This window comes from Amycolatopsis sp. NPDC001319, assembly GCF_042896185.1.
Lineage (GTDB): Bacteria > Actinomycetota > Actinomycetes > Mycobacteriales > Pseudonocardiaceae > Amycolatopsis.
In genome coordinates this window covers 441290-463933 of sequence record NZ_JBIAWY010000005.1, presented here as the reverse complement: position 1 = coordinate 463933, position 22644 = coordinate 441290, and the positions used below count along the sequence as shown (strand labels likewise).

Genomic DNA, 22644 nt, shown 5'->3' with positions numbered 1-22644 from the left:
GCGCCCCTCACCAAGACGACCCCAGCTGTCCCTGCTGCGCCGCCTCCAGCAACCGGTCGCGCAGCTCGCGCGCGTGCCGCCGGCTCACCGGAACATCCCCGACGGGCGTGTGCGCCAGCAGCCCGCCCGTCGTGTCACTGCGCAGCTCCACCACGGCCGACACCGACAGCAGGTAACCCCGGTGCACCCGCGTGAACCCGGTCCCTTCCCAGTACTCCTCGAGCCGCGAGATCGGCATGCGCACCAGGTGCACCCCACCGCGGGTGTGGAGGCGGACGTAATCCCCGTGGGCTTCGACGAACAGCACGTCGTCGCGGCGGACGTACCGCGTGCGGCCGCCCGCGTCGACCGGGAGGGCGGCCATCGCGTCGGGCACCGCGCGCTGGGCCTCCGAAGGCGCCATGCGCACGACCTTCGCCAACGCGGCCGCCAGCCGCTCCGTCCGCACCGGCTTGAGCAGGTAGTCCACCGCGCCGATGCCGTACGCCGCCACGGCATGGCCGTCGTGCGCGGTCACGAACACGATCACCGGCGGCTCCGACAGGCGAGCCAGCAGGGTCGCCAGCTCCAGCCCGTCGAGGCCCGGCATGGAGATGTCGAGGAACACCGCGTCGAAGTGGTCCGCCTGCAACAGCTTCAGCGCGTGCAGCGCATCACCCGCGCCCACGACCTCGCCGACCTCCGGGGCCTCGCGCAGCATCCGGCACAGCTCGTCCAAGGCCGGCGCCAGGTCGTCGACGGCCAGTACCCGCAGCCCGCTCACGGCAGCACCCCCGGCTGGAACCTCGGGACCCGCACGACCACTCGCGTGCCGGCACCCACTTCGGTCTCCACGGTCAGCCCGTACCAGGCGCCGTAGACGTTGCGCAGCCGTCTGTCCACATTGGCCAGACCGAGGCCGCCGCCCTCGGCGACGCGGCCGGCGAGGATGTCGGCCGCGAGCTTCGGGTCCATGCCGACCCCGTCGTCCTCCACGCTGATCACGCAGTCGTTCCCTTCCGCCTGCCCGTGGACCTGCACGAGCCCGGTGGTCGCGCGCGGCTCGATGCCGTGGCGGATGGCGTTCTCCACCAGCGGCTCCAGCACCAGGTACGGCACGGCCACGGCCAGCACCTCCGGCGCCACGCGCACCTGCACCTTCAGCCGTTCGCCCAGCACCGCGCGCTGCAGCGCCAGGTACGTCTCCACCGCGCGGAACTCCTCGGCCACCACGGTGTACTCGCCGTGGCGCGCCAGGCTGTAGCGCGTGTAGTCGGCGAAGTCGAGCATCAGGTCCCGCGCCCGGTCCGGTTCCGAACGCACCAGCGAAGCGATCACCGTCAGCGCGTTGTACACGAAGTGCGGCGACATCTCCGCCCGCAACGCCCGCAGCTCGGCCTGCGCCGCCTGGTCCGCCGACGCCTCGAGCCGGCCGCGTTCCAGGGCCTGCACCACCACGTCGGCCGCCTGCCGCACCACCTCCGAACCCCGCGCGCCCACCACGAGCAACGCGCCGGCCAGCTCGTCGTGGACGTGCAGCGGCACCGCCTCCACGCCGTCGACGACCGCGGGCTCCTCGCTGTGCAGCACCTCGTCGAGCACGTGGGCCACGGTCGCGTCCGGCCCCGGCCGGCCCGACCACAGCAGCGATCCCGACAGGTCCGTGAGCCCCAGGCCGGCCACGCCGAACAGCCGCCGCAGCCCGTGGGCCGCGCGCCGGGCGTGGGTGCCGGCGAGGCCGTCGATGAGGTCGTCGGTCACCTTGCGCGCCGCGGCCAGCACCGGCACCGGGTCGGCGCGCGCGGCGGAGCGCCACGGCAGCCGGACACCCTCGGTCATCGGCGGCCTCCCCTCGGCGACGGAGTCTGGGGGAGTAGATCCTAGCCCCGAACGAGTCGAAGGGGACTTTCCGCGCGGGAAAGTCCCCTTCGCCGCGCTCGGGTCGCTCAGCAGCTCTGCTTGTAGAAGTACTGCGAGTTCGCGTCCATGTCGTCCTTGGTGATGGAGTGCAGCTGCGCGGTGAGGGTCCGCGTCACGGGCTTTCCCTCCAGCGCCGCCACGGCCTGCTGCACGCCCTGGGTGCCGATCGCCGCTGGGTCCTGCGCGATCAGGGCCTGGTACTCGCCCTTCTTCAGGCCGTCCACTTCGGACGGGCTCGCGTCGAAGCCGACCAGGTTGACCTGGCCGATCTTGCCCGCGTTGCGCAGGCCGGTCGCCGCGCCCTCACCGGTGTTGAGGTTGGTCGCGAAGATGCCGATGAGGTCCGGCGTCGACGCCAGCGCCGCGGTGACCTTGGACGCGGCCTGGTCCGGCTCGTTCTGCGTGAACTGAATGCCGGCCGACTTGAGGTTCGGGTGGTTCTTCAGCTCGTCTTCGAAGCCCTTCGCGCGCGCCGCCGTGGTCGACGTGCCGGCGATGGTGTCGAGGATCAGCACCGAGCCCGGCTTGTCGCCCGCGAGCTTCGCCATGGTCTGCGCGGCGAGCTTGCCGCCCGCGGTGTTGTCCGAGGAGATCGACGACTCGGCCACGCTCTTGTCCTGCAGCGCCGTGTCGACCTCGATGATCTTCGTGCCGCGGTTCTTCACCTGCTGGATCGGCGCGAGCATCGCCTGGTCGTCGGTCGGCGCGATGAGCAGCGCGGCCGGCGGGTTGGAGCCCAGCGCGTTGACGATCGTGGTCTGCATGGCGGCGTCGAACTTCTGCGGGGCCTGCGTGGTGAGCTCGTAGCCGAGCTTCTTGGCCTCGTCCTGCGCGCCGCACTGCATCGAGATGTAGAACGGCTCGGCCTGCACCCCCGGCACGAGCGCGAGCTTCTTGGTGGTGATCGTGTTGTTCGCAGAGGTACCGGAGCCGCCGCTCTGGCCCACCTGCCCGGAGCCGCACGCAGCCACCAGCGAAGCCGCCGACGCCAGCGCGCCGGCCGCGATCAGGGTCTTGGTCAGTTTCATCGTCAGCACCTCTTTGTACTCTCGGAAACCGGGGGAACCTGGGGAGTCAGCGGGAGTTGCGGCGCCGCCGGCGCTGCTGGTCGAACCACACGGCGGCGATCAGCACGGCGCCGACCGCGATCATCTGCCAGAAGTCCTGCACGTGCGTGATGTTGAAGCCCTTCTTCAGCACGGCCGGGATGAACACGCCGATCACGGTGCCCAGCACCGAACCGACCCCGCCGAAGAGGCTCGTGCCACCCATCACCGTGGCGGCGATGGCGTTGAGGTTGTCCGTGGTGTGCGCCGAAACCGTGGTCGACGAGTAGTAGGCCAGCGAAAGGAACCCGGCCACCCCGGCCAGGAACCCGGTCAGCGTGTACACCTTGAGCAGGTGCGCCGTCACGCCGATGCCCGAGCGCCGCGCCGCTTCGGCGTTGGAGCCGATGGCGAACGTGTAGCGGCCGAACTTCGTGGTGTGCAGCAGCCACGCGCCGATCAGCGTGATCACCACAGCCACCAGCACGAGGTTGGGGACCCCGCCGAACGACGTGCCGTAGCCCAGCGTCTTGTTCAACGCGGTCGGCACGCTGCGCACGTCCGAACCGCTGTTCAGCAGCAGCGCCGCACCGAGCGCGGCGCCCATCGTGCCGAGGGTGACGATCAGCGGCGGGATTTTCGCCACGGCGATGAGCCAGCCGTTGATCAGGCCCCAGACCGTGCCCGCGACCACGGCGGCCACCAGCCCTGCGAAGATCACGCCCCAACCCGCGCTCGTCGCGTTGCCGCCAGGGCTGAGTGCCTCCATCGTCTTGCCGGCCACCATGCCGGCGAAGATCAGCACGGAGCCCACGGACAGGTCGATGCCGGCGGTGATGATCACGAACGTCATGCCCACCGACAGCACCAGCAGCACCGACGTCTCGATCAGCGTTGTCTGCAGGTTGAACAACGTCGCGAACTCGGCCGGCGCGAGCACGGTGAACACGATGATCAGCGCCACGAGCACGAGCGCGATCCAGAACGTGTTGGCGCCCACGAGCCGCCTGCCCAGCGGCACCTTGCCGAACCCACCGTCCACAGTGGTCTGGATGTCCTTGGTAGGAGTACTCACGCGGCCTCCTCCTGCACGAGGGCGCCGGTCATGGCCGCCACGAGGTCTTCCAGCTTCGTGTCCGCCCCGGCGAACCGGGCCACGCGCTTGCCCAGCCGCAGCACCTCGATGCGGTCGGACACCGACAGCACCTCGGGCATGTTGTGGCTGATCAGCACCACGGCGATGCCCTTGTCGCGCACCTTCTTGATCACGTCGAGCACGCGTTCGCGCTGCACCACCCCCAGCGCAGCCGTCGGCTCGTCCATGAACACGACCTTCGACGCCCACACCACCGACCGCGCCACGGCCACGCTCTGGCGCTGCCCGCCCGAAAGCGACCCGATGGGCACGTCGGTGCTCTGCAGCGTCACGCCGAGCCGCTGGAACTCCGCCACGGCTTGCCGGCGCATCTCCGGCTTGTCGAGCATCCCCAGCTTGCCGAGGAAACCCTTGCGGTGGATTTCCCGGCCCAGGAACAGGTTCGCCGCCGGGTCGAGCTCGGGAGCGACGGCCAGGTCCTGGTACACCGTCTCGATCCCGAGCCGCCGTGCGGCCACCGGGGAGTCGAGGTGTACTTCGGAGCCGTCGAGCAGGATCCTGCCGGACGTCGGCTGCTCGGCGCCGGAAAGGCACTTCACGAGCGTCGACTTGCCGGCGCCGTTGTCGCCGATCAGGGCCGTGACCTCGCCCGCGCGGGCCTGGAAGGAAGCGCCGCGAAGGGCTTCCACCGAGCCGTAGTGCTTCGTGAGGTCCACCGCGTCCAGCAGGATCTCGCTCATGAGGCCTACCTCTTCTCGGGTGCGGGCGGGCGGCAGCGGATCGCGGTGAGCGAGCCCGACGCCTCGACCTGCCCGGCGTCGAACGGCACCACGTAGGTCTCGCCCTTGGCCAGGGCGAACTCGCCGCCGTGTTCCGTGCGCAGCGTGCCGGCGCCGTCGAGGACCACGAGCACGGAGAACGACGGGTCGAACGCCAGGGAGCCGCCGGACAGCTGCACGCGGTCGGCGCGGAAGAACTCGTCGGAACCCGCGGCCAGCAGGTCCACCGACGTGGCCTTGTCCTCGGCGGTGTGCTTCACGATCGTGGTGAGCCGCTCGGTGTCCCAGCCGGACGTGTCGAGCGTTTCGATCGCGGTGTCGAAGCCGATGCCGAGGTGGCCCTTCTCCGGCGAGGCCAGGAAGTCACGCCACTCCAGCGTGAGCGAGAAGTCGGTGGGCTGCTGCAGCTCCACCACGAACACGCCCTCGCCGATCGCGTGCGGCAGCCCGGCCGGGATGTACACGGTGTCGCCGGCCTGCACCGGCACGCTGTTGAGCGCGCCCAGCATGCTCGGCGCGTCCTGCTCGCGGGTCCACTCGGCGACGGTCGCCTTGCTCACCGTCTCCTTGAAACCCGGGTACACGCGCGGGTCGTCGCCGTAGGTGCCCACCACGATCCACGCCTCGGTCTTGCCGAAGTGCGAGTCGAAGTGCTTCTCCGCGAAGGAGTCGCTGGGGTGGAAGTGCACGGGCAGCCGCTGGCCCGCGTCGAGCAGCTTCACCAGCAAGCCGGTGGAATCGCCGAGCTTGGCCACGTGCGCGGCACCCAGCCACGCCTCGGCGTTCTCGCGCACGGCGTCGCGCAGCCAGACGCCGCTGGGGAGCTTCGTGAGGCCGTTGGTGTCCTGGCCGAACATCGTGGTGACGGAGCCGACCCAGTCCTCCGGGCCGAACTTCGAGTCCGTACCGGTGGCACCGCGCAGCGCGGCGATCGCGTCGCCACCGCGGTAGAACTGCGGCGGCTGGTTGGCCGGGAGCCGGATCGGTTCGAGGTGCGTGCTCACGGGGTGACCTCACCGGAACCACGGGCGACAAGATGCACGGGCAGGACTACCTTTCTGGGTGCGGACTGATCCCCCTGGATCCGCGCGAACAGCAGCTCTGCCGCCGCGTGCCCCAGGGCGCTGACGTCGTGGGCGACCACCGTCACGGGCGGGTCCAGCAGGTCCGCCAGCTCGAAGTCGTCGAAACTCACCATCGCGGGCCGGTGCTCGGCGTGGGCCAGGGCGCGCAGCAGGTGCACGGCCACGCGGTTGTTGCCCGCGATCACCGCGGTCGCGGCCGAAGGACCCGTCAGCAGCGTCGCCACGGCGTTGGCGATCGTCTCCGGCGTGGGCGTGCGCATCACCACGAGGCTCTCGTCGTAGGAGACGCCGTTGCGCACGCAGCCTTCGCGGAAGCCGCGCAGCCGCTCGGCCGCGGTGAAGATGTCGGGGCTGTCACCGAGGAACGCGATCCGGCGGTGCCCGTGGCGCACCAGGTGCGTGACCGCGTCGATGGTGCCGCCGAGGTTGTCCACGAGCACGGTGTCGGCCACGATGTCGCCGGCCGGGCGGTCGAGGAACACCACGGGCGTGCCCGCGCGCATCTCCGGCACGAGGTAGCCGTGCTGCATGCCCGCCGGGACCACGAGGATCCCGTCGACCCGGCGCGCGCAGAACTCCAGCGCCAGCTCGCGTTCGCGGTCGGAGTTCTCCTCCGACGAACCGGTGAGCACGTGGCGGCCGAACGACGTGGCGATGCGCTCGACCGCGCGGTTGAGCTCGGAGTAGAACGGGTTGCCGACGTCTTCGACGATGAGGCCGATCGTGCCCGTGGTCGAGCCGCGACGCAGGTTGCGGGCGCCGAGGTTGCGCCGGAACCCGAGCTGCTCGATGGCCGCCACCACGCGCTCGGCGGTGTCGGGGTGGACCGCGGGCTCGTCGTTGACCACCCGGGACACGGTCTTGATGCTGACGCCGGCGAGCCGGGCCACATCGCTCATCGTGGCCCGTCGGCTCGCCGGGCGGGGAAGCCCGTCCGCTTCCCAGCCATGAGGAGACAACGTTGTCATAGTGGCGCAGATTGCACACCACAGGCCGGGTCGCTGTCAATGCCCGCTTCGCGCCGAATGGGGTTCAGCCTGCGAAAGTTGTGAGGCAGATGGCTGATCACTGTGTCCTGAACCAGACAGGCTTCCACGCACGACTTGACGTTTTCGTGAACGATTGCCCAAGGTTGCCCGCATCGACGGTGTGCGCGACAAGGTTGTCATCCCACTCCTGAGCGGCCCTGACGGCCGAGTCGCGCCGACGACTGGAGAGGCGATGGCGATGGCGCGAGCGCGCTGGAGAGCCGGACTGATCTTCCTGACCACGGCGGTGGTGGCGGCGGTCGCGCCGGCCACCGCGGCCGTGGCGGCGAAAGCCCCGGACACCGATTTCGCGAAGTGGGTGAACCCCTTCGTCGGAACCCGGCCGGGCGGCGAGGACCACGGCACCGGTGGCGGTGCCGGCAACACGTTCCCTGGCGCGGTGGCGCCGTTCGGGATGGTGCAGTGGAGCCCGGACACGGTGAAGTCGCAGCCGGGCGGCTACTTCTACGACGACAACGCCCTCACCGGCTTCAGCCTCACGCACCTCTCGGGTGCCGGCTGCTCGACGTACGAGGACATCCCGTTCATCCCGTACGTCGGCGAGGTCAGCACCTCGCCCGCGACGGACCCGGGCCACTACACGTCGAAGTTCAGCCACGACAACGAGCACGCCACCGCGGGCGAGTACGACGTCACCCTCGACAGCGGCGCGAAGGTCGAGCTGAGCGCGACGCAGCGCACCGGCTCCGCGCGCCTGACCTACCCCGCCGGCGCGTCCTCGACGCTGCTGGTCAACACGTCCGGCTCGGTCAACGGCACCGACGACGCGTCGATCACCATCGGCAAGGACACCATCAGCGGCTGGGCGACCAGCGGCCGCTTCTGCGGCGCGCAGAACACCTACCGCGTGTACTTCTCGGCCAAGTTCGACACCCCGTTCGCCTCGATCGGCACGTGGAAGAACGGCGCGGTGACGCCCGGCAAGACGTCGGAGACCGGCGGGGCTCGCGCGAAGGTGGCGCAGCCGAACGGCGTGAACGCCGCCATCGCCCGCCCGGCCAAGGCCAAGACGCAGGACACCACCGTGAGCGGCCCCGGCAGCGGCGGCTACGTGACCTTCGCGAACCTCAACGGCGCGCAGGTCAACGTGCAGGTCGGCCTGTCGTTCGTGTCCGTGGACGGCGCGAAGGCGAACCTGAAGGCCGAGAACAACGGCAAGAAGTCCTTCGACCAGATCGCGGCCGGCGCGCGCAAGGCGTGGAACGACCAGCTCGGCAAGGTCGCCGTCAGCGGCGGCGCCGACGCGGACATGACGACGTTCTACACGTCGCTGTACCACTCGCTGATCCAGCCGAACGTGTTCTCCGATGTAGACGGTTCCTACCCGGGCTTCGACGGCCGGATCCACAAGGCCGACAAGGGCCACGCGATGTACACCAACTTCTCCGGCTGGGACATCTACCGCTCGGAGATCCCGCTGCTGGCCACGATCGACCCGGCCCAGACGTCGGACATCGTGCGCTCGATGATGGCCTACGCCGAGCAGGGCGGCTCGTGGGACCGCTGGACCGTGGCCAACGACTACACCGGCGTGATGAACGGCGACCCGTACCACATCATCGTCTCCAGCGCCTACGCCTTCGGCGCGCGTGACTTCGACGCCCAGAAGGCGTTGCTGCTGATGATCAAGGGCGCCACCCAGCCCACCCAGGGCTACACCGAGCGGCCCGGCCTCGCCGACTACATGCGGCTGGGCTACGTACCCGGCGCCGGCGCGGACACCCTCGAGTACACCAGCGCCGACTTCGCCATCGCGCAGTTCGCGAAGCGCCTCGGCGACAGCGCCACCTACACCACGTTCATGAAGCGCGCGCAGAACTGGCAGAACCTCTACAACCCGGGCACCGGCCACCTGCAGCCGCGCAACGCCGACGGCTCGTTCGCCGGCACGTACGACCCGGCCAGCTCGCAGGGCTGGGTCGAGGGCAACGGCGCGCAGTACGAGTGGATGGTTCCCTACGACCTCGGCGGCGTCGTCTCGGCGTTCGGCGGCGACACGGCGACCCAGTCGCGGCTGGACCCCTTCTTCACGCAGCTGAACGCCGGCACCCAGCTGCCGTACGCGTTCATGGGCAACGAGCCGAACTCCAACGCGCCCTACGTCTACTCGTACGCGGGTGCCCCGGCCAAGACGCAGTCCATCGTGCACCGGTCGATGGACGAGCTCTACAACCCGCGTCCCGAGGGCCTGATCGGCAACGACGACCTCGGCCAGATGTCGGCCTGGTACGTGTGGTCCGCGCTGGGCGTCTACCCGGAGATCCCGGGCCGCGCCGAGGTGCTGCTGTCCACGCCGCGGTTCGAGCACGCCGTGCTCACGACGGGCGCGGGCAAGAAGATCACGATCAACGCGCCCGGCACCGGTGACTACGTCGGCTCGCTGAAGGTCAACGGCGGTGCGGCCACCAAGGCGTGGCTGCCCGAGGCCCTGATCTCGACCGGCGGCACGCTCGACTTCACCCGCTCGGCCACGGCCACCCAGTGGGGCGCCGCGGCGGCCGACGCCCCGCCGTCGTTCCGCGAGCAGGAGAAGCCGAGCCTCGCGTTCGCCAACCCGGCCCGCGTGGTGACCCCGGCGGGCTCGACCGTGACGGCGAGCGTCGGCGTGCAGGACCTGTCCGGCACCGCGAAGACGTGGACCTACACCGCGGGCAGCGCCGACGGCATCACGCTGTCGCCGGCGTCGGGCTCGGTCGCCGTGCCGGCCAACGGCAAGGCGCAAGCCACGGTCAACGTCACCGTCCCCGCGGGCACCGCCGACGGCGCCCGCCGCATCCCGGTCACGTTCTCCGCGCCGGGGCTGGCGAGCACCGAGGCCGTGCTGACGGTGCTCGTGGCTCAGCCGGGCAGCTGGCTGGCCACAGTGGACAACGCCGGCATCTCGCCCGACTCCGACTCGACGAAGGCCAACTTCGACGGCGGCGGCTGGAGCTACTCGGCCGACGCGCTGGCCGCGGCCGGTGCCAAGCCGGGCGGCACGGTGACGAGCGACGGGCTGAACTTCACCTGGCCCTCGTTCCCGGGGGGCGACCCCGACAACGTGGTGGCGAACGGCCAGAAGGTGACCGTGACCGGCTCGGGCCGGCTCGAGCTGCTCGGCGCCGGCTCCAACGGCAACGCGCAGGGCACGCTCACCATCACCTACACCGACGGCACCACGTCCACCGCCACGGTCGGCGTGTCCGACTGGACGCTCGGCGGCGGCGGTGCGCAGCCGTCGTTCGGCAACCGGATCGTGCTGTCCACGCCGTACCGCAACGCTTCGGGCACCGACCCGCAGCAGATTCGCACGATGGTGTTCGGCACCGCGCCGATCACCCTCGACGCCGGCAAGACGGTGGCGAGCGTGACGTTGCCGTCGAACGTCAGCGGCGGCGTGATGCACATCTTCGCCATCGCTGTCGGCTGATCTTCGCCAGTCCGTGATCCGTGGAGGGCTCCTCGTCCGAGGGGTCCTCCACGGACCCGTTTCGGGAGGGAGCTCGATGAGGAGCAGAACACTGGCGGGCGCGCTCGCGCTCGCCGTCGTGGCGGCCGGCCTCACGCCGGTCACGGCCTCGGCCGGACCGGCCGACGCGCTGGAGTCGGTGAATACGTTCATCGGCACGCAGGACGAGGGCAACACGTTCCCCGGCGCCTCGGCGCCGTTCGGCATGGTGCAGGTTTCACCGTCGACCACGCACTACGCCGGCTACCTCTACACCGACACCGCGATCCGCGGCTTCGGCCACTTCTACCTGTCCGGCGCGGGTTGCTGGGAACAGGGCGGCCTGGTGCAGACCCTGCCCACCACCGGGGACGTCGGCCCGGGCGCGGCCTTCGACACGACCAAGCCCGCCACCTTCGACAACGCCAATTACGCCGCGCCCTACACCCACGACGGCGAGGTCGGGAAACCCGGCTACTACAAGGTGCACCTGACCGGTTACGGCGGCGTCGACGTGGAGACCACGGCCTCGACGCGCAGCGGCGTCGAGCGCTACACGTTCGACAAGTCCGGTCCCGCCAACGTGTTCGTGAACGTCGGGCAGGCCAACGCCAAGGAGCCCGTGACCGGCAGCAGCGTGCGGATCGTCGACGACCACACGATCTCCGGCACCGTCGAGTCGCAGGCCTTCTGCGGCGGCAAGGCCTACACGACGTACTTCACCACGAAGTTCGACAAGCCGTTCTCCAGCTACGGCACCTGGTCGCCGACGGGTGGCACGCCCGGCAGCAAGTCGTCGGAAGGCGGCGCGGGCCTGCGCGGCGCGTGGCTGACCTTCCCGAAGGGCGACCAGATCACGGCCACCACGTCGATCTCCCAGGTGGACGCCCACGGCGCCGACGTGAACCTCGCCGCCTCGCGCGTGCGCCCGTTCGACGCGGTGAAGGCCGACGCGCAGCGCACGTGGCGCCAGGAACTGTCCAGTGTGGACATCACCGGCGGCACGCCCGATGAGCGCACGGTGTTCTACACCTCGCTCTACCACGCGTTCCTGCAGCCGCTCACCGCGAACGACGCCGACGGCCGCTACTACGGCTTCGACAAGAAGATCCACCGCGCGATCGGCTGGACGTACTACGACTTCTTCTCGCTGTGGGACACCTACCGCAGCCAGAACCAGCTGCTCGCGCTGCTGAAGCCCGACCGGGCGCGCGACATCGCGAAGAGCATCCTCGCGATCCACGAGGAGGGCGGCTGGCTGCCGCGGTGGGCGTACGCGAGCCAGGAGACGAACACGATGACCGGCGACCCGGTCACGCCGTTCCTGGTCGACCTGTGGCGCTTCGGCGCGCTGAAGGGCGACGAAGTCGAGGCGTACGAGGCGCTGCTGCAGAACTCGCAGCAGATCCCGCCGGCGTCCTCGCCGTTCCAGGGCCGCTCGGGCAACGCGAGCTACCAGGCCGACGGGTTCGTGCAGTACGACCCGAACTTCCCGAAGAAGGGCCAGGACACCGACCCGAACCACGGCGCTTCGGCCACCCTGGAGTACGCGCTCGGCGACTGCTCGCTCTCGGCCATGGCCGCCGCGCTGGGCAAGAAGCAGGACGCGGCCGCGTTGGCCGCGAAGGGCCGCACGTACCAGACGCTGTGGGACCCGACCGTGACCGACCGCGGTTTCACCGGCTTCTTCCGCCCGAAGGTCTCCGGCGGCGACTGGTTCACGCCCGCGGGCCAGGCCTACAGCCCGCAGAGCCAGGACGGCTTCCACGAGGGCACCGCGTGGCAGTACCAGTGGCTGGTGCAGCAGGACGTGCCCGGCCTGATGAAGGAGATGGGCGGCGCCGACAACACCCACGCGCGCCTCGACGACTTCTTCGCCTACGACGACCTCGTGAAGGACCCGGCGAAGACCGTTCGCGAGGAATGGGTCGTCGGTCCGTATTCGTACTACAACCAGTTCCGCTACAACCCCAACAACGAACCCGACCTGCACTCGCCGTGGATGTACACGCTCACCGGCCAGCCGTGGAAGACCTCCGCGGTGGTGCGCGCGGCCCACACGCTGTTCACGAACGCCCCCAACGGCGTCACGGGCAACGACGACCTCGGCACCATGTCGGCGTGGTACGTCTTCAGCGCGCTCGGCCTCTACCCGGCCGTACCCGGTACCGGGAACTTCGTGCTCAACGCGCCGCAGTTCGCGAAGTCCGTGCTGCACCTGCAGAACGGGCGTTCGGTCACCATCAAGGCACCGGGGGCCGACGGGGCGAAGCTCCAGTACGTCCGCGGACTGAAGGTGGGCGACGGGCGGCAGGCGCAGCCTTCGGACAAGTCCTACGTGAGCGTCGAGCAGCTGCGGCGCGGGACCACACTGGACTTCACGCTGACCGCCGACGCCGCGCAGGCCACGTGGGCAACATCACCTTCGTCGGCGCCGCCGTCACCGTGTGCCGGTTAGTGTCCGGTTGAGGACTATCCGTGAAGGCTCTTTCCCGGAATGCGAGACCGGGAAGGGGCCTTCACGGTTTTCCGGGCATTTCCCCACGGTTTCCCGCAGTGGTCCAGACCATATTCGGGAGGGTCCGTGAGGATAGTCACGGGCCCCGGTGTTCCGGTGAGGGCCGTCACGCCTCACACTGGTGTCATACGCGTCCGACAGTGCTGTTGACGTCAAGCGGGTAGTCCCCCTTGGACAGTGCGCCGGACGCGTTTTTGTGTGTGCAGGCAGCACGCACCCGTGTGACGCACAGGAGGAAAGTCGTGTCCAGCAAGGCCGCTCTCGTGTTCCGCGTGGCCGCAGTCGCCGAAGCCCTGTCCTGGGCCGCGTTGCTGATCGGGATGTTTCTCAAGTACGTCGTGCACTCCTCCGGTGAGGGCGGCGTGCCCGTCATCGGCATGGTCCACGGCGTGATCTTCGTGCTCTACGTCGTGGTCTCCCTGTCCGTCGCCAAGCCGCTCGGCTGGCGCCCGAAGACCCTGGTGCTCGCGCTGCTGTCCAGCATCCCGCCGCTGTTCACCTGGATCTTCGAGAAGTGGGCCCTGCGCAACGGCCGCCTCGACGGCCCCCAGCGCCTGACCCACGGCGGTGTCGGCCTGTTCGAGTCCCGCGTGCCGGAGACCGTCAACGCCTGAGTTCCCCGCTTTTCGACGGGCCCGTACGACCTCGTGTCGTGCGGGCCCGTCTCGCGTTCCGGCGTTATTCGCTGAAGTCGCCCGACGAGCGGCGGACCTTGGTGAGCAGGTCGGTGAGCTGCTCGACCTGCCGCTCGGTGAGCCCCGTGAGCCCGAAGTCGATGCCCGTCACGGCGGCCGTCGCGGCTTCGCGGCGCGCGCGGCCGTCGTCGGTGATCTCGACCAGCGTCGTGCGCCGGTCGGTGGGGTGCGGCACGCGCTTCACGAGCCCGTCGCGCTCGAGGCGGTCGACTATGTTGGTGACACTGGTGGGGTGCAACTGCAGCCGCTCGCCCATCACCCGCATCGGCAGCCGCGAGTTGCGGGCGAAGGTGAGCAGCACGAGCGCCTCGTAGCGGGCGAACGTGAGGCCGTGCGGCTTGAGCGAGCCGTCGACCGCCGACTGGATGATCTGTTGCACCCGCATCAGACCGGTGACCGCGGCCATGGTTCCGGCGGGACCGATCCGGTCCTCCCAGAGCTCGGCCGCACGGGCGATCGGGTCGAACGGCAGCGGTCGGTTCATGACAAACGAAGTTACCAGCGGGTACCCGGAAGACGGCGATCGCCCTGCTCAGCCGCCATTGTTTTCCTCTGATGAAAGGATCCCGACATGATCGTCGCGTTCAGCGTGAGCCCCTCCGGCGGCGACCCGGACGCCGGGGTGAGCGAGGCCGTCTCCCGCGCCGTGAAGGTCGTCCGCGACAGCGGCCTGCCGAACTCCACGAACGCGATGTTCACGAACGTGGAAGGCGAGTGGGACGAGGTGATGGCCGTCGTGAAGCAGGCCGTGCAAGCCGCGGGGGAGGGGTCGGCGCGCGTCGGTCTCGTGCTGAAGGCCGACATCCGCCCGGGCTACGACACGGGCCAGTTGACCGCGAAGGTCGACCGCGTGGAAGCGCACCTGCGCGAGGACTGAGCGCCTACGGCAGCGGCGGGGTGAACGCGACGGTCCACCGGCCTTCCTCCCTGGTCACCGCCAGGGAGTAGGTGAACCGCGACCCGTGCGTCACCCCGCTGACCACCGCGCGCGTCGGGGCGTGGTCGTCGGGGACGAGTTGCACGGCGATGTCGCGCACGTCCTCTTCGCCGAGCACGGCCACGTAGTCGTCGGCGAAGTCGGAGGCGCCCGAGCCCGGGTAGTCGAGCAGGTCTTCGAGCCCGCCGGAGTCGCGGGCGACCAGGGCGCTGCGCAGCGAGTCCCGCAGGGCGACGGGCGAGGGCGCGCCCGGGTCCGGCTGGTTCGCGATGAGCAGCGTGATCGCCACGACCCACGCCACGCCCACCCCGACGGCCACCGCCACGGTGGCGTTGCGCCGGCTCAGCATCACGGCCTCCCTGATCTTTCCGCGTGAGCATGCCCGAGCCGGGCGCTCCTGCCAATCGCGGCGCGAGTGCGCCACCCGGGCACCGGCGGTGAAATGTCCCGCCGCCCCGTGCCAGGATGGAGGGCGTGACACACCCACGCGGATCTGCAGCGAACTCAGCGGCCATGTCCGCCGCACTGTCCGGCGCGGTCGACCTGTCCGCGCTCAAGGCCCGGGCCGAGGCGTCCCGGAGCCAGCCCCCCGCGCCGCCCGCGGGTGCGGCGCCGGCCGGGGGCGGCGCGCCGCCGTCGGACGTCATCATGGATGTGACGGAAGCCACGTTCCAGACCGACGTCGTCGAGCGCTCGCTCAACCAGCTCGTGCTCGTGGACCTGTGGGCCGACTGGTGCGGCCCGTGCAAGCAGCTCAGCCCCGTGCTGGAGCGCCTCGCCACCGAAGCGGCCGGCGCGTGGGTGCTCGCCCGCGTCGACGTGGACGCCAACCCGCGCATCGCGCAGCTGTTCGGCGCCCAGTCGATCCCGACCGTCGTCGCGATCGGCGGCGGCCAGCCCGTGGACGCGTTCTCCGGCGCCCTGCCGGAGCCCGAGATCCGCAAGTGGCTGAACGCGCTGCTCGACGCCCTGCGCGACAAGCTCCCCGGCATCCGCGCCGCCGAGGAGGTCCGCGGCCCGATCGAGGAGCCCGAGGACCCGCGCTTCACCGAGGCCGAGGAAGCCTTCGAGCAGGGCGACTTCGCCGCCGCGCAGGCCGCCTACGAGCGCATCCTCGACGCCGAGCCCGCCAACGAGCTGGCCAAGAACGCCCTGGCCCAGGTCAAGTTCACCGCCCGCGCCGAAGCGGCCGACCCGGACGCCCGCACCAAGGCCGACGCCGACCCGTCGAACCTCGACGCCCAGCTGGCGGCCGCCGACCTGGAGATCGCGGAGCAGGACGTGGAAGCCGCGTTCACCCGCCTGATCGACACCGTCCGCCGCACCGCCGGCGACGACCGCAACCGCGTCCGCGAACACCTGGTCGCGCTCTTCGACCTGTTCGACCCGGCCGACGAGCGCGTGATGAAGGCCCGCCGCAACCTGGCGAGCGCCCTGTTCTGAGCCGTCCCACCACGAAGGCCCCCGATCCGCGATCGGGGGCCTTCGTCGTCCGGCGGCGAAACGATCGTGCTCCACTAGCCTCACGGACGTGCGCATCTCCAGCCTGCGAGGAAAAACCGCCCTGGTCACAGGCGCCGGCCGCGGACTGGGCCGCGCCCTCGCCCTGGGCCTGGCCGAACGCGGCGCCGAAGTCGTCCTCGTCGCCCGTTCCGAGGCGGAGCTCGCGAAGACGGCCGAGCTCGCCGCCGGCCCCACCCGGGTCATCCCGGCCGACCTCGGCAGTCCCGCCGAAGTCGCCGCGCTCGTGGAGCGGGCCGGCCCGGTCGACGTGCTGGTCAACAACGCCGCCGTGACCCGGCCCGTCGCCCCCACGGCCGAGGTCGACCCGGTCGATTTCGCGGCCGCGATCGCGACCAACCTCACCGCGCCGGTCACGCTCACCCTCGGCGTGCTGCCCGGGATGCTCGCCCGCGGCTGGGGTCGCGTCGTCAACGTCTCCAGCGGCGTCGCCACGCACCCCGGCTCGCTCATCGGCGGCAACGCCTACACCACGACCAAGGCCGCGCTGGAAGCCCACAGCCGCAATCTCGCCGCGGAGCTCGCGGGCACGGGCGTGACCGTGAACGTCTACCAGCCGGGCATGGTCGACACCGCGATGCAGACGGAAATCCGGGGCGACCTCGGCCGTGGCCTCGCCGAACCCGTCCGCCGCGGGTTCGCCGACGCGTACGAAAACGGCGTCCTCATCACCCCGGAGGCGTCCGCGGCGGGGCTGCTCGACCACCTGCTGGGCGACGACAACGGCGTCACCTGGGACGCACCCGGCTTCGGCTGAACCTCGGCCAGGCGCGTTTCCAGCATTCCTGGAAATTCCGGCCACACCGATTTTCCAGCCTGGGTGGAAAATCGGGTCAGCCGTACTGCTTCGAACAGACCGAAGACCCCTCGAGATACCCCCGCCGCAGGGACTCGACGCGGTCGAAACCGCTGTCGGGCCGCTTGCCGTTCACGTCCGCCGACACCAGGCCCTGCGGCCGCAGCAGGTCCGCGATCGCCTCGTCGAGGTCGCCGGCGGACAGACGCAGCGAGCCGGGCCGGTTCGTGAACGCCGCCCAGGCGCCGACCAAGCACGACGTCCGCAGCCCGGCGTTCGGGTTGTCCAGCGAAGCCCCCACGCCCTTCTGGATCCCCAGCGCGTATCGGGACGCCACCTCCGCGAACGCCGCGAAGTCGCCCAGCCCAGAACTCTGCTGCCCGGACGCCTCGGCCTCCTCGTCCACCGGCTGAGCCAGCGCCGTGAGCCGCGAAACGTCGATGTTCACCGTGTTGTCGGCTGGGCAGTAGGACGCGGGCGGGGTCGACGGCCCACCCGAGCAGCTGCCGCTCCCGGGCACGATCGTCGGCGCCTTCACTCCCGCACCACCGAACGCCGAGTCGAGGCTCGACTTCAGCAGCGCGAGGGTCTGCTCGGAGATCTTCGCGTCGCCCTTGCCCTTGTCGCCGCTGTCGAACGGCCGCTCGGTGAGCCGCTCCTGCACGTTCTGCGCGTTCATGCCCGCGCACTCCTTCGGGCCCTTCTCGAACCCGGACTGGAACGCGAACGTCCGGTCGAACGCGGTGCCGTGGGCTTGGCGGTCGGTGGCGCTCGTGCCGGCCTGGTCGCGGATGAAGAACATCGCGGCCATGATCTGGTCGAGGCCCTCGGCCGTGGACACCTGGTAGTACTTGCTCTTGCCCTCGGCCACCCAGCGGAAGTAGCTGCCCGCGAAGCAGTCGGCCTGCTGCTCCTTCACCACGCTCGGCGTGCTCTTCGTGATGCCGGCCTTCGGCCCGAGCCGGTACTGGATCGCGTGGCCGAACTCGTGCGCCAGCACGGTGACCACCGACATGGGCCCGAAGCGCTGGCGCAGCATCGGCAGCAGCACGCCGCGGTCCCAGGCCACCGAGTCGTCGGCGGAGCAGTAGAACGCGTTCACGAGCTTCTTCACGCTGCCGCACGCCGTGTTCTCGGTGTCGGTGCGCGAGTCGTAGGACAGCAGCGACGTCACGGGCTTGAAGTCCTGCCCGAAGTCGGTCGGCAGGGCCTCGCCCCAGTAGGCCTCGACGTCGGCGATCGCGGCCGTGGCGAGCTGGTCGTCCTGGCCGCCCTCGGCGTTCTTCACGGTCAGGTTCGGCTTCGGCGCGCCACTCTTGAGGCCGCTGTCGAAGTGGGTCACGGGCAGGCCCGCGACGTTGCCGGCCCCCGGCGTGATCGGTCCGGCCGAACCAGTTCCGCACGCCGCCGCGCCCAGCGCGGCCACCACCGCGAGCGCCAGCAGCGCTCCCCCTCGCCTCATCACGCCCGGGACCCTACCCAGCGGGTGTGCCCGATGTGAGCGTTATCCCCGAACGGGTCACGAGCGCCGGGACCGGCGGCCCGATATGGTCGCTGACCATGCGTGCTGTCCGCCGGTTCACCGTCCGAGCCAGCCTGCCGGAATCGCTAGCGGGCCTTGGCGCGCTCGCGACGAACCTGCGCTGGACGTGGCACCCACCGACTCGCGACCTGTTCGCGTCGATGGACGCCGAGCTCTTCAACGCCATCCGCGACCCGTTGCGGATGCTCACCGCGCTGCCGCCCGAGCGTCTCGAAGAGCTGTCGGTGGACGAGGACTTCCTGCGTCGCACGCGCGAAGCGGCGGCGGGGCTGGAGCAGTACCTCACCGAGCCGCGCTGGTACCAGCGGCGTACCGACGAAGGCCTGCCCGCGGCCGTCGCGTACTTCTCGATGGAGTTCGGCGTCACCGAGGCCCTGCCCAACTACTCGGGCGGCCTCGGCGTGCTCGCAGGCGACCACCTGAAGGCGGCTTCGGACCTCGGCGTGCCGATGGTCGGCGTCGGGCTGCTCTACCGGTCGGGCTACTTCCGCCAAAGCCTGTCGCTCGACGGCTGGCAGGTCGAGCACTACCCGGTGATCGACCCCAACGCGTTCCCGCTGGAGCTGGTCACCGACGGCGGGCACGCGGTGCTCGTCGAGGTCGCCATGCCGGGCGGGCGCACGCTGCACGCGCAGATCTGGCGCGCTCGCGTGGGCCGCATCCCGCTGCTCCTGCTCGACACCGACATCGAGACCAACGACGAGGACCTGCGCCCCGTCACCGACCGGCTCTACGGCGGCGACGCCGACCACCGCATCCGCCAGGAGATCCTCGCCGGCATCGGCGGTTTCCGGGCCGTGCGGAAGTTCTGCGAGCTCACCGGCCACCCACAGCCGAACGTCTTCCACACCAACGAGGGCCACGCCGGGTTCCTCGGCCTCGAGCGCGCCCGCGAGATCATCCAGGCCGACCGGCTCGGCTTCGACGAGGCGCTGCCGGCCGTGCGCGCGGGCACGGTGTTCACCACGCACACCCCGGTGAGCGCCGGCATCGACCGGTTCCCCGTCGACCTCGTGCAGCGCTACTTCTCCGACGGCCGGCTCGTGCCGGACATCGACGTGCGCCGCGTGCTGCAACTCGGCGCGGAGGACAACCCGGGCCTGTTCAACATGGCCCACATGGGGCTGCGGCTCGCGCAGCGCGCCAACGGCGTCTCCGAGCTCCACGGCCGCGTCACCCGGCGCATGTTCTCCCGTTTATGGCCCGGATTCGACGACGACGAGGTGCCCGTCTCGTCCATCACCAACGGCGTGCACGGGCCCACGTGGGTCGCGCGCGAGCTGAGCGCGCTGCTGGGCGGCAACCACGACGAGTTCGGCCACGAGGGCCGCACGCCGGACAGCTCGCTGCGCGACGGCGTCACCGACCAGCAGCTGTGGGAGCTGCGCCGCGAGCTGCGGGAGAAGCTCGTGGCCGAGGTGCGCCGGCGCGTGCGGGCGGCGTGGATGCAGCGTGGCGCTTCGGCGCTGGAGCTGGGCTGGACGGAACGCGTGTTCGACCCGGACGTGCTGACCGTCGGCTTCGCCCGCCGCGTGCCGACGTACAAGCGCCTCACGCTGATGCTGCGCGACCCCGACCGCTTGCGCGCCCTGCTGCTCGACGAGAAGCGCCCGATCCAGATCGTGATCGGCGGCAAGTCACACCCTGCTGACGAGAACGGCAAGCAGCTCATCCAGCAGATCGTGCGGTTCGTCGACGACCCCGCCGTGCGTCATCGCATCGTCTTCCTGCCCGACTACGACATGTCCATGGCCCGCTACCTCTACCGCGGCTGCGACGTGTGGCTCAACAACCCCGTGCGGCCGCTGGAGGCGTGCGGCACGTCGGGCATGAAGTCGGCGCTCAACGGTGGCCTCAACCTCTCCATCCGCGACGGCTGGTGGGACGAGTGCTACGACGGCTCCAACGGCTGGGCCATCCCCACCGCCGACGGTGTGACGGATCCCTTGCGCCGCGACGACCTCGAGGCCGCCGCGCTCTACGACCTGCTCGGCCAGCAGATCGCGCCGCTCTACTACGACAAGGACGCTTCGGGCGTCCCCTCCGGCTGGCTGTCGATGGTGTGGCACACGCTGGAAACGCTCGGCCCGCGCGTGCAGGCCTCGCGCATGGTCCGCGAGTACGTGGACTCCGGCTACCTGCCCGCGTCGCGCATGGTCGCCGCCGCCGTCGGCGACGGCTACGCGGGCGCCCTGTCGCTCGCCGACTACCGCACCAAGCTCGAAGTCTCGTGGCCGCGCGTGCGGATCTTCGACTCGGAGCTGCTCTACGACCACTCCTCACGGTTGGTCGTCGGCACCGAGGTCACCGTCCGCGCCCGCATCGACCTGGCCGGCCTGAATCCGTCCGAAGTGGACATCCAGGCCGTCGTCGGCCAGGTCGGCGACGGCGACGAACTCACGGACACCGTCACGGTCCCGATGCAGGGCGACGGCATCGGCGCGTTCTCCGCGTCCCTGCGCCTGCCCCGCGCCGGCTCGGTCGGCTACACGGTGCGGGTGCTGCCGAAGCACCCCCTGCTGGCGAGCCCGGCGGAACTGGCCCGCGTCGTCCTCGCCTAGTGCCGGCCCTGATCGCCCCCACCACCCGGCTGCACCGAGCCTGGCTCGAAGCGCACGCCGAGTGGGGCCCCGGCAGCCACGAAGACGGTTTCGGGCTGGTGCCTGCCGATGAGGTCGGCTCGCCGCCGGGGTTCGCGACCTGGGTGGCGCGGCTAACCGGCGAGTCGGACCGGGTGACCTACCGGTGGCTCGTCGAGGACGACCGGGTGCTCGGCGGAATCGCGCTGCGGCACGGGTTCGACGACGTCGTCCGCGACGTCGGCCACCTCGGCTTCGGCATCCGGCCCTCCGCTCGGCGTCGCGGCTTGGCCGCTTGGGCGCTGGGCCGCATGGTCGACGAGGCGCGCGGACTCGGGATGGACCGCGTGCTGCTCGTCTGCGAGGCCGGCAACGTCGCTTCGGCGAGGACGATCGAGCACCTCGGCGGTGTCAGGGAAGAGCGCCGGGACACCGAACACGGCCCGGTGCTGCGTTACTGGATCCCCCTCGGCGAATCCGGCACGTGAGCCCCTGAGCCGTGCTACGGCACCGCCGGCGAGCCACCCTCCACCACGGGCAACCCAGCCTCCGCCCAAGCCCGGAACCCACCCTCGAGATCCGTAGCGTTCTTCAACCCCAGCCGCTGCAGGTCCGCCGCGGCCAGGCTCGACGAGTAGCCCTCGTTGCACATCACGATCGCCGTCGTGTCAGGAGTCACACCGTCGAGCCGCCAGTCGCTGTCCGGGGCGAGCCGCCACTCCAGGTGGATCCGCTCGACGACCACGGCGCCGGGGATCTCGCCCTCGGCGGCGCGGTTGGCGTGCGGCCGGATGTCCACGATCAGCGCGCCTTCGGCCTGCAGCGAAGACGCGCGCTCCGGCGAGACCCGGTCCAGGGAGGACCGGGCGCCGGCGAGGAAGTCGTCGATCGAGCTCATCGGCCGAGTATGACCGGCAGCGGCGGGATTTCGCCGGGCACGTCGGCCAGCGTCGCGTATTCGCGCGTGGGCACCAGCGGCGGCGAGTACGCGTGGACGCTGGCGGCCGGCTGGTCGCCGAGGCCGGTGACCTGGTGCGCGCGCCCGGCGCCGAAGCCGATGCTCTCGCCCGCCGTGTGCGTGCGGCGCCGGATCGGGCCGCCGGGGTAGCGGTATTCCTCACCCAGCTCGCCCTGCAGCACGGTGAACGAGCCGGCCGCGCCACCGTGGTCATGGGGCTTCGTTTGCTGGCCGGGCAGCCACGACAGCAGCCACAGCTCCAGCCCGTCGGTGAGCGCGAGCCGCGCCCACCAGCGGCTTTCCTCGTCGAAGCGCAGCACCTCGCGCAGGCTGGAGGTGAGCTCGGTGGTCACGGTCTTGGTGAGGTCGGCCAGCTCACGCGGCGTCCACAGCAGCCGCTCGGGCTGAAGCAGCTGCGCCAGCAGCGGATCGGTCAGCCGGGGGTGGATCTCGAAGTCGGGACGGGTGATCGACGTGGTCAACGCGGGTGCTCCTCAAACGGGGGTGACGGCTGGCAAGACGGCACAGCGCGGCACGAAACCCGCGTTCAGCAGGCGCGCCGCGCTCGCGTACACCCGCACGAGGCCACGAGGAGCAGGTCGATCGTGCGACGGCGCCAGAACGAGCCCCGGGCTGCGGGGACGGTGGCGGACGCGGACCTGGACACGTCACCGATCGTGCCACAGCTCGCACTTTGTACGCTGCTTCGTCCCATC

At 70.7% G+C, this 22644-nt stretch carries 20 protein-coding genes; 8 read left to right on the top strand and 12 right to left on the bottom strand.

Going from position 1 to position 22644, the window contains the following annotated elements; translation table 11 throughout:
* Positions 1-7: 7 nt before the first annotated feature.
* The 7 genes from ACFY1H_RS21340 to ACFY1H_RS21310 all read right to left on the bottom strand — a co-directional run bounded on the left by ACFY1H_RS21340 (position 8) and on the right by ACFY1H_RS21310 (position 6804).
* Positions 8-763, bottom strand: coding sequence for a LytR/AlgR family response regulator transcription factor (locus ACFY1H_RS21340; RefSeq protein WP_386948695.1), 756 nt, complete (start codon positions 761-763; stop codon positions 8-10).
* Positions 760-1818 (bottom strand): histidine kinase, encoded by a 1059-nt coding sequence (locus ACFY1H_RS21335; protein ID WP_366579173.1) that lies wholly within the window; start codon positions 1816-1818, stop codon positions 760-762. The genes ACFY1H_RS21340 and ACFY1H_RS21335 overlap by 4 nt, the downstream gene beginning before the upstream one ends.
* A 107-nt stretch (positions 1819-1925) precedes the next feature.
* A complete protein-coding gene (locus ACFY1H_RS21330) occupies positions 1926-2927 on the bottom strand; it encodes an ABC transporter substrate-binding protein (RefSeq protein ID WP_366579175.1) in 1002 nt (333 codons plus the stop codon).
* Positions 2928-2973: 46 nt separating this feature from the next.
* The gene (locus tag ACFY1H_RS21325) at positions 2974-4020 is read right to left on the bottom strand and encodes an ABC transporter permease (RefSeq protein WP_366579177.1); all 1047 of its coding nucleotides are present in this window, start codon (positions 4018-4020) and stop codon (positions 2974-2976) included.
* Positions 4017-4781 carry an ATP-binding cassette domain-containing protein gene (locus ACFY1H_RS21320; RefSeq protein WP_366579178.1) on the bottom strand — a complete coding sequence of 255 codons (765 nt, stop codon included), beginning with the start codon at positions 4779-4781 and terminating at the stop codon, positions 4017-4019. The genes ACFY1H_RS21325 and ACFY1H_RS21320 overlap by 4 nt, the downstream gene beginning before the upstream one ends.
* Positions 4782-4786: 5 nt before the next feature.
* Complete coding sequence (locus ACFY1H_RS21315; RefSeq protein ID WP_386948689.1) at positions 4787-5824, bottom strand: class I mannose-6-phosphate isomerase; 1038 nt, start codon at positions 5822-5824, stop codon at positions 4787-4789.
* On the bottom strand, positions 5821-6804 hold the full coding sequence (locus tag ACFY1H_RS21310) for a LacI family DNA-binding transcriptional regulator (RefSeq protein ID WP_386948687.1): 984 nt from the start codon (positions 6802-6804) through the stop codon (positions 5821-5823). The genes ACFY1H_RS21315 and ACFY1H_RS21310 overlap by 4 nt, the downstream gene beginning before the upstream one ends.
* 322 nt (positions 6805-7126) lie before the next feature.
* Between ACFY1H_RS21310 and ACFY1H_RS21305 the strand changes: the two genes are divergently transcribed.
* The 3 genes from ACFY1H_RS21305 to ACFY1H_RS21295 all read left to right on the top strand — a co-directional run bounded on the left by ACFY1H_RS21305 (position 7127) and on the right by ACFY1H_RS21295 (position 13513).
* A complete protein-coding gene (locus tag ACFY1H_RS21305) occupies positions 7127-10363 on the top strand; it encodes a GH92 family glycosyl hydrolase (protein ID WP_386948684.1) in 3237 nt (1078 codons plus the stop codon).
* Between the two features lie 76 nt (positions 10364-10439).
* The gene (locus ACFY1H_RS21300; RefSeq protein WP_366579185.1) at positions 10440-12839 is read left to right on the top strand and encodes a GH92 family glycosyl hydrolase; all 2400 of its coding nucleotides are present in this window, start codon (positions 10440-10442) and stop codon (positions 12837-12839) included.
* 302 nt (positions 12840-13141) lie between these two features.
* Positions 13142-13513 (top strand): DUF3817 domain-containing protein, encoded by a 372-nt coding sequence (locus tag ACFY1H_RS21295; RefSeq protein ID WP_360600889.1) that lies wholly within the window; start codon positions 13142-13144, stop codon positions 13511-13513.
* Positions 13514-13577: 64 nt separating this feature from the next.
* On the opposite strand, the gene ACFY1H_RS21290 is transcribed toward ACFY1H_RS21295, so the two are convergent.
* On the bottom strand, positions 13578-14078 hold the full coding sequence (locus tag ACFY1H_RS21290; RefSeq protein WP_366579187.1) for a MarR family transcriptional regulator: 501 nt from the start codon (positions 14076-14078) through the stop codon (positions 13578-13580).
* Between the two features lie 87 nt (positions 14079-14165).
* Between ACFY1H_RS21290 and ACFY1H_RS21285 the strand changes: the two genes are divergently transcribed.
* A complete protein-coding gene (locus tag ACFY1H_RS21285; RefSeq protein ID WP_220237532.1) occupies positions 14166-14471 on the top strand; it encodes a thiamine-binding protein in 306 nt (101 codons plus the stop codon).
* Positions 14472-14475: 4 nt separating this feature from the next.
* Here the strand turns inward: ACFY1H_RS21285 and ACFY1H_RS21280 are convergent, their stop codons facing one another.
* Positions 14476-14880, bottom strand: a complete 405-nt coding sequence (locus ACFY1H_RS21280) for a hypothetical protein (protein ID WP_366579189.1) — start codon at positions 14878-14880, stop codon at positions 14476-14478.
* 125 nt (positions 14881-15005) lie between these two features.
* On the opposite strand from ACFY1H_RS21280, the gene ACFY1H_RS21275 reads away from it, so the two are divergent.
* Together ACFY1H_RS21275 and ACFY1H_RS21270 are read left to right on the top strand one after the other, a co-directional pair.
* The gene (locus ACFY1H_RS21275; RefSeq protein WP_386948678.1) at positions 15006-15974 is read left to right on the top strand and encodes a tetratricopeptide repeat protein; all 969 of its coding nucleotides are present in this window, start codon (positions 15006-15008) and stop codon (positions 15972-15974) included.
* 88 nt (positions 15975-16062) lie between these two features.
* Positions 16063-16809 (top strand): SDR family NAD(P)-dependent oxidoreductase, encoded by a 747-nt coding sequence (locus ACFY1H_RS21270; protein ID WP_386948676.1) that lies wholly within the window; start codon positions 16063-16065, stop codon positions 16807-16809.
* Between the two features lie 76 nt (positions 16810-16885).
* Here ACFY1H_RS21270 and ACFY1H_RS21265 read toward each other — a convergent pair whose 3' ends face one another.
* Positions 16886-18310 carry a neutral zinc metallopeptidase gene (locus ACFY1H_RS21265; protein ID WP_366579363.1) on the bottom strand — a complete coding sequence of 475 codons (1425 nt, stop codon included), beginning with the start codon at positions 18308-18310 and terminating at the stop codon, positions 16886-16888.
* 98 nt (positions 18311-18408) lie between these two features.
* Here ACFY1H_RS21265 and glgP point away from each other — a divergent pair, with 98 nt between their 5' ends.
* Together glgP and ACFY1H_RS21255 are read left to right on the top strand one after the other, a co-directional pair.
* Positions 18409-20952 carry an alpha-glucan family phosphorylase gene (gene glgP / locus ACFY1H_RS21260; RefSeq protein ID WP_366579194.1) on the top strand — a complete coding sequence of 848 codons (2544 nt, stop codon included), beginning with the start codon at positions 18409-18411 and terminating at the stop codon, positions 20950-20952.
* Positions 20952-21458: a GNAT family N-acetyltransferase gene (locus ACFY1H_RS21255; protein WP_386948673.1), complete on the top strand. Its 507-nt coding sequence runs from the start codon at positions 20952-20954 to the stop codon at positions 21456-21458. The genes glgP and ACFY1H_RS21255 overlap by 1 nt, the downstream gene beginning before the upstream one ends.
* A 14-nt stretch (positions 21459-21472) precedes the next feature.
* On the opposite strand, the gene ACFY1H_RS21250 is transcribed toward ACFY1H_RS21255, so the two are convergent.
* Together ACFY1H_RS21250 and ACFY1H_RS21245 are read right to left on the bottom strand one after the other, a co-directional pair.
* Positions 21473-21868: a rhodanese-like domain-containing protein gene (locus tag ACFY1H_RS21250; protein ID WP_386948670.1), complete on the bottom strand. Its 396-nt coding sequence runs from the start codon at positions 21866-21868 to the stop codon at positions 21473-21475.
* Positions 21865-22410 (bottom strand): cysteine dioxygenase family protein, encoded by a 546-nt coding sequence (locus tag ACFY1H_RS21245; protein WP_366579199.1) that lies wholly within the window; start codon positions 22408-22410, stop codon positions 21865-21867. Before ACFY1H_RS21245 ends, ACFY1H_RS21250 begins: the two co-directional genes overlap by 4 nt.
* Positions 22411-22644 lie beyond the last annotated feature (234 nt).